Origin of the sequence: Pseudomonas sp. GM49 (assembly GCF_000282355.1) — a bacterium.
In the GTDB taxonomy this organism is placed as follows: domain Bacteria; phylum Pseudomonadota; class Gammaproteobacteria; order Pseudomonadales; family Pseudomonadaceae; genus Aquipseudomonas.
On record NZ_AKJL01000060.1, the window covers coordinates 1 to 3,972 of the forward strand.

Consider the following 3,972-nt stretch of genomic DNA (forward strand, 5'->3'; position numbering starts at 1 on the left):
CCACCGCCAAACCGGGCGAGCCGGGACAACGGCGGGTCAAGGAGTACATCCTCACGCCTACGGAGGACGGGGATATTTTCCGCTTCAGCTACAACCAGTTTCACTACGGCGATGTGAATCCGTCCAAGGAGGCGTTGCAGCAATCCCTTGTCGCCAACAGCACCTCGCCGCTGGCCAGGTTTGCCGCGCTCGGCGAAGCGTACTTTGTCGAGCACAACATTCCAGTGCTGATTCCCGACGGATGCCTGCTGATTTGGGATAACTGGCGAATGATCCACGCCCGCAGTCGTTACACTGACCCGGCGCGCCACCTGACCCGCTACTGGCTGGCCTGATTTTCCGTCGCCCTTCATTCTTTTGGCGTACCCCCTGGCGGGTACGCGCCTTACAGGTATCGCGTCATGCAAACAGCAATCGAGATCGCCCAGGTCGATCATCAACTGATCGTTAGGCTCAACCAGGCCTGGACCAAGCGCGCCTCCGTTTGTGCGCCGGACAGGGCCCAGATCATTGAAGCGTTCGACCCGCTGCGCCCGGATTACCCGGAGTGCATGGTGCCGTTTTTCCATCACCCGAAATTCCAGGCCTTGAGTGACGAGCTCAAGAGCAGCGTGGTGACCTGGGGCTGGATCGGCTACAACCTGCGCACCGTCACCGCCGAGGAGCATGTGGTCAACCCGGCACTCAGCGTCATCGCCAATCAGTATCTGGGCAAGGACGACTGGCATTTTCGCGAGGCCATGCAACAGACCCTGATCGACGAGCACTACCACACGCTGATGCACCTGCGCGCCATTGAGCGGACCAAGCTGGAGCGGGCACTGGATCAGGATCTGGACTTGCCGCCGTCCGTCACTTACCTGCGCCTCAAGGCCTTGCATGCAGAGCTGCCCGAGCAATGGCAGCGGGATCTGGCGGCGATCACTTTTGCGGTGGTGGCCGAGATCAGCGTCAACGCCTATCTGGACCTGCTCGCAGACGACCAGACCATCCAGCCGCAGAACCGTCGGGTAGCCGAGCTGCATAACCGTGACGAATATGCCCACAGCAAGGTGCTGGCCGAAGTGGCGAAGGTCATGTACGCGAACATGCAGCCGACCCAGCGGGAGTTTTTCGCTCGCAACCTGTCGGTGGCGCTGAGTGCTTTTATCGCTCAGGACTACTCGATGTGGGAGGCGATTCTGACGCAGCTCGGGGTTGAGGATGCGGCGCTGATCATTGCCGACACCCGCGAGAGCAACAAGAACGCGACCATCATGCGCGACTACAGCGGCCTGCATAAGCTGGCACAGGACCTGGGCATCAGCGAGCAGATCGATTTCGATTTCCGTCCGACCCTCAAAACCACGGCGGCCGCCTGAGCCCGGAGGTGTCTATGTCCACACCTGTGTACGAAGTGTTCGCCATCCGCGTCGGCGCAAACGCCCAGCGCACCGCCCGGGAGAACTTTCTCTACGACGCCTGCTGTGGTGATCCGAATGCGCCGATGCCGCTGGATTACTACTTCTGGGTCATCCGCAACGAGCAGCAGGTGATCGTGGTCGACACCTGTTTCCAACCGGCCACGGCGGACCGTCGCAATCGTCAGATGTACCGCCTGCCGGAGGAATCCCTGCGGCAACTGGACATCGATCCGGCACAGGTCGAACACCTGATCCTGACCCATTTGCACTGGGATCATGCCGGCAACCTCGGGCTGTTTCCAAAGGCGACCGTGCATTTGCAGGAAGCGGAACTGCGTTTTTGCACCGGGCCGAAAATGTCCCATCGCACGGTGAACAAAACCTACGAGGTCGAGGACGTGATGTCGGCGCTGCCGCCCTTATTCGAAGGGCGGATGCGCTTGCACACGGGCGTCGTCGAGGTGGTTCCCGGCGTGACCCTGCACCCGGTGGGCGGGCATACGCCCGGCAGTCAGGTGGTGCGGGTGGCGACCGGGCGCGGCTGGATTGTGCTGGCCTCGGATGCCGCGCACCTGTGGGTCAACATTCGTGAGCGCAGCCCGTTCCCGATTCTCGATGACCTGGCGCAAACCCTCGAAGCCTTCACCGAGATCGACCGCCTGGCCGATGGCGAAGACCACGTCATTCCCGGCCACGACCCGCTGATCGCCGAGCGTTTCCCGCACTGGAATGATGACCCGCATATCGTTTGCCTGCATCAACCCCCGATCTGAACCCCCCCAAAAAAACCTGTGGGAGCGGGCTTGCTCGCGAAGGCGCCAGCACATTCAACATCGATGTGTCTGACACAGCGCTTTCGCGAGCAAGCCCGCTCCCACAGGTTCGTGGTCAACCCTGTTTTTTCAGGATTTGGCCCAACGTCTGCAAAGCCTCATCAATCCGCGGCGAATACGGCGCGCCGCAGCCAATGCGCACAAAGTGATCGAAACGTTCGGTGTTGGAAAAGATATCCCCAGGGGAAATCTGGATGCCGATCTTCAGCGCCTCGTGAAAAAACGCCATGGATGAATGCCGGCGGGGCAACTCCACCCATAACAGCGTGCCGCCTTGCGGATGGGTCACACTGGTGCCGATGGGGAAATAACGGGTGATCGCCGCGCTCATCTGCGCGCGTTGTACGGTCAGGGTTTTGCGCAAACGCCGCAGGTAACGTTCGTAGGACGGTGTGCGCATGAATTCGCTGACCGCCAATTGCGATAACGCTTCGCACCCCCGGGACTGCGTATGCTTGAGCATCTCAACACGGTCGTGCCATTTGCCGGCGCTGATCCAGCCCAGGCGCATGCCCGGTGCCAGGGTTTTGTTCAGCGAGGCGCAATAGATCACGTTGTCGGTGCGGTCCCAGTGTTTGAGCGTGGACAGCGGCTGCTCGGTGTCCACCAGGTCGCCGTAGGTGTCGTCCTCGATCAGCACGGTGTTGTGCTCGGCGCACAGTTTCACCAGCCGTGCCTTGTTGGCGTCGGGCATGATGCTGCCCAGCGGGTTTTGCAGGTTGGGGATGACGATCAATGCCTTGACCCGTTCCGGGCCTTGCAGCAGCAGTTCCAGGGCCGCCAGATTGAGCCCGGTGTGGGCCGAGGCCGGGACTTCCAGCACCCGCAGGCTCAGGCTTTCGAGAATTTGCAGCAGACCGTAGAACGTCGGCGACTCCACGGCCACGGTGTCGCCGGGGCAGGTGACCGCACGCAAGGCCAGATTGATCGCTTCGGTGGCGCCGTTGGTGATCACAATCCGTTCGGGGGCCAGGTGGGTCTTGCTGGCCAGTGCCCGCCGGGCCAGGATGTTGCGCAATGCGCTGTTGCCGCTGGTCGAGCCCGCGGTGCCGAGCAGGCGGGCGTCGTAGCGTAGGGATTTGGCCATGTTGTCCTGCAAGGTCTTCAGCGGATAAAGCTCTGGCGCGCAGTAGGCGCTGGCGAAGTTGACCTTGATCGTCGCCCGCTGACTGGCCTTGAGCACCGTTGAGACTTGTTCATGAATGCCGACATAGGCACTGGTATCCAGCGCTGGCACCGAGGCAGCCGGGGCGGGCTTGGGCAGGGTGTCGGGCTGGCGAATGTAGTTGCCGGAGCGTGGCCGGGCCTCCAGCACGCCATAGTCTTCCAGCTCCCGGCACACCTGCACCGCGGTTGACAGGCTGACTGCGTGTTTTTCCATCATCAAGCGGATCGAGGGCAAGCGTTCACCGGTTTTCAAGGTGCCGCTGCGGATAGCGTCCAGATAGTGATTGGCCAGTTGGCGATACAAAGGGGTCGTGTTCATGATGACCTCGGCAGTTGCACCACCGAGGTCTGGGCTGGAAAGTGAGTTGACGCTCCCCGCAGGCGGACCCGTGGTGCTCATGGGTGAAGGGAAGTGGTGTTCTGCGTCGATACTGGAAGAGTAATCGCGGTTTTGCCCGAATCACGGGCAATAAAAAGCCCCGCTCTGATGGCGGGGCTGTTAAGGGGGGGCTGAGTCACTTGTAGCGAGGGGGGCTTGCCTGTGGCGAGGGGGCTTGCCCCCGTTGGGC

Annotated in this window: 4 protein-coding genes; 3 read left to right on the top strand and 1 reads right to left on the bottom strand. The window is 61.6% G+C overall.

Annotated features, from left to right (window positions below; translation table 11 throughout):
• The 3 genes from PMI29_RS23545 to PMI29_RS23535 form a co-directional block, all read left to right on the top strand.
• Nucleotides 1–335: TauD/TfdA family dioxygenase (locus PMI29_RS23545; protein ID WP_007995149.1), on the top strand; the 335-nt coding region annotated here is incomplete at its 5' end.
• Between the two features lie 66 nt (nucleotides 336–401).
• Nucleotides 402–1,361, top strand: a complete 960-nt coding sequence (locus PMI29_RS23540) for a diiron oxygenase (protein ID WP_007995150.1) — start codon at nucleotides 402–404, stop codon at nucleotides 1,359–1,361.
• A gap of 14 nt (nucleotides 1,362–1,375) precedes the next feature.
• Nucleotides 1,376–2,176: an N-acyl homoserine lactonase family protein gene (locus tag PMI29_RS23535; protein WP_007995151.1), complete on the top strand. Its 801-nt coding sequence runs from the start codon at nucleotides 1,376–1,378 to the stop codon at nucleotides 2,174–2,176.
• 115 nt (nucleotides 2,177–2,291) lie between these two features.
• Here the strand turns inward: PMI29_RS23535 and PMI29_RS23530 are convergent, their stop codons facing one another.
• A complete protein-coding gene (locus tag PMI29_RS23530) occupies nucleotides 2,292–3,722 on the bottom strand; it encodes an aminotransferase-like domain-containing protein (RefSeq protein ID WP_007995152.1) in 1,431 nt (476 codons plus the stop codon).
• Between the last annotated feature and the right edge of the window lie 250 nt (nucleotides 3,723–3,972).

Coding starts and splice junctions, on each gene's coding strand:
- PMI29_RS23540 (WP_007995150.1), top strand. CDS start 402: ATGCAAACAGCAATCGAGATCGCCCAGGTCGATCATCAACTGATCGTT.
- PMI29_RS23535 (WP_007995151.1), top strand. CDS start 1,376: ATGTCCACACCTGTGTACGAAGTGTTCGCCATCCGCGTCGGCGCAAAC.
- PMI29_RS23530 (WP_007995152.1), bottom strand. CDS start 3,722: ATGAACACGACCCCTTTGTATCGCCAACTGGCCAATCACTATCTGGAC.